Genomic DNA, 2,611 nt, shown 5'->3' on the forward strand with positions numbered 1-2,611 from the left:
AATCCTACGTGCGCCGGGTCACCATCAACAGCGCCATCCCTGATATTGAGCGGCGTTTGAAACCTTACATCGATCGCATCGTCGCCATGCGGCCAATCCGGATCAAGGAGGCCGAGCGCGTGCTGTTGCTGATGAGCGATCTTGGCGGCCTGACCATCGAAGGCACTTTCATTCGGCCCGAAACGCCCTCCGCCGGCGGTGATCTGAAACTCGACATTGGCTTCAAGCGGGCCGGCGCAAACGCAATAGTCGACAATCTCGGCAGCAATGCCGTCGGCCCATTTCAGCTGACCGGCACCGGCACCTTCAACGATGCGCTTAGGCTGTTCGATGTGGCGAACATCGCCCTGGTGACCATTCCGGACAGTCCCGAGGAGTTGAAGTTCGTGCTGGCTTCGCACGATGTCCCGATCGGGTATGACGGACTGCATGTAGGCTATAGCATCGGTTATGTCTCTTCCCAGCCGGGCGCCGACCTCAAGCCTCTCGATGTCGACATAGCCTCTAGGTTCGGCAGCGCGTATGCCAACTACCCACTGCTGCGGACAATTGACCACAGCCTGTTTAGCCGCCTTGAATTGAACTTCAAGGACAACTCGCTGGCGTTGGGCGGCGAAACGCAGACGGATGAGGACCTCCGATGGCTGGCGGCCTCCCTTAAGTATACCGGTGAGTTGGAAAACGGCGCCATCACGCTGACAGGTACTTTCGGCCAAGGCCTCGACGGCTTTGGCGCGAGCAGCAGCACCGATCCGCTTGCACCGCGTCCAGGCGTTCCTGATGACTACAGGTATTTTCGGGGCGACCTCGACCTTACCAAGGAGATCGCTTCGCTGGCCGTCGCCCACCTCAGAGTGGCTGCTCAATATGCGCCGACGGCGGTGCCATCGTCGGTCCAGTTGGTGCTCGGCGGCGATCCCTATGGCCTGGCTTTCGATGGCTCGGCCGCTTCAGGCGATAGCGGGATAGCGGCCTCGCTGGAATTGGGACGCAACATCGAACTCCCGGAGGCTTTGCCGATCCCAAATCTGAACGTGTTTGCTTATGTCGATTACGGTGCGGTCTGGAACCACGATACGGGCGTGGATTACATCGAGGCGGAACTCGGCTCGGCCGGAATAGGTGCAAAGGCTGCATTTGGGCAACACCTCAATGCAAGGGCGCTTGTTGCGGTACCGTTCAGAGATAACCGAGGTCTGACTGATACCGGCACGCGTTTTTTGTTCCAGCTAATCAGCTCGTATTAGGTGGCGTAGCTCCCGCCTGAACTGCCCTTATCTTGGCGCAAGTTGCGCGACGAGATCATTCGTTGCTGCGACCATCGCCTTGAACCCGCCGACACTGAACTGATTGATCGAGGCGAAGACACCGACACCGCGCGTTGGCGCCAACACCACATAACTGAACTGCCCCTGCAATCCGCCGGTCTTGTTGAGCATCATGGGCTTGTCCTTGTCGGCCAGAACTCCGACCCAGCCAAGCGTCATCATTCCCATCGGCCCCGCATCGTCGATGCCGATTACCGGCGAGAGACCGTCGCGCCAGAGCCAGCCCGCATGGTCGACGGTACGCTCCGCATCGCCGGCCGCATCCTTGCGAAGGTGCCAGGCCATGAACTTCATCATGTCGGCGGCGGAGGTGTAGAGCCCGCCCGCGCATCCGATCGTTTCCGGCGAAGGAACGAGGGGCAACGGTGTGCCGTCGAAGAAATGGCCCTGCATGGTCCGCGCCGCATCGCCTTCCGCCAGGTTGAGCTTGGTGTCGGTCAGTTGGCGGGGCGTGAGCACCCGCTCGGCCAGCAGATCGCCATAGGACTTGCCACCGGCATTGGCCAGCGCGAGGCCGAGCAGATCGTAACCCCAGTTCGAGTAAAAGGCACCCGTGCCGGGAGGGAAAAGATAGGGTTCCGGCTTCGCAAGCTCAGCGCGGCTGAGGTCGAAGGTATTGCCGGCGAACGGGTCGTCCGGCGTGCCGCCTGTCTGGTTCGGTACCTCGCGCGGCAGGCCGGATGCCTGCGTCACCAGATCGATGAGCCTCGGCGTTCGTCCTTCGAGCCCAGGCACGGTCCAGTCCTTCCCGAGGTGTTTGGCAAGGGGATCGGTCGCGCCGATGACGCCATCCACAATCATCGAGCCCATCAGATCGCCGCAGAAGGTCTTGGAGATCGAGGCTATCCGCATCAGCGTATGTTCGTCGGGCACCTGCCCCGAGCCCTTGCGGATTTCGCCGAAGCCAGCGAAGGCCGTCTCGCCGTTGCGAACCGCGGCGATCACGAGGCCAGGAGCGCCCGAGCCCAGGAAGGCGATGCCGCCGGCAAATCCCACGGCTTCCTCAAGCAGACGATCTTTGGCGGCGGCGACGTGAGGAGCCGCAAGGACGCAGGCTGCCGTGAAGCAGAGGATGAGCAAGCGCCTGTGGCCTGAACCGGTCATTGGAATGTCCTCGACGAGAAATCTGATTGTGAGACGAGAGCGCAGTCAGCGGGGCGCGAGCTGATAGATCAGTTCGTTTACTGCGTGCACCATTGCTTCAAAGCCCCCGGCGTTGAACTGGTTGATCGCCGCGAAGACGCCGACGCCGCGCGTCGGCGCGATGGCAACATATGTAAACA

The 2,611-nt window shown here is 61.3% G+C and carries 2 protein-coding genes; one reads left to right on the forward strand and one right to left on the reverse strand.

The features are described 5' to 3' along the window. The coding region (locus tag EN991_RS31640; RefSeq protein ID WP_164769509.1) for a ShlB/FhaC/HecB family hemolysin secretion/activation protein at positions 1-1,247 on the forward strand (1,247 nt) is incomplete at its 5' end. Positions 1,248-1,274: 27 nt separating this feature from the next. On the opposite strand, the gene ampH is transcribed toward EN991_RS31640, so the two are convergent. Then, the gene (ampH, locus tag EN991_RS31645) at positions 1,275-2,432 is read right to left on the reverse strand and encodes a D-alanyl-D-alanine-carboxypeptidase/endopeptidase AmpH (RefSeq protein ID WP_127370226.1); all 1,158 of its coding nucleotides are present in this window, start codon (positions 2,430-2,432) and stop codon (positions 1,275-1,277) included. Positions 2,433-2,611 lie beyond the last annotated feature (179 nt).

Source organism: Mesorhizobium sp. M7A.F.Ca.US.005.03.2.1, from assembly GCF_003997795.1.
GTDB lineage: Bacteria > Pseudomonadota > Alphaproteobacteria > Rhizobiales > Rhizobiaceae > Mesorhizobium > Mesorhizobium ciceri.

Bases quoted from the DNA above. Each gene is read 5' to 3' on its own strand.
- ampH (WP_127370226.1), bottom strand. From the start codon at position 2,432: ATGACCGGTTCAGGCCACAGGCGCTTGCTCATCCTCTGCTTCACGGCA.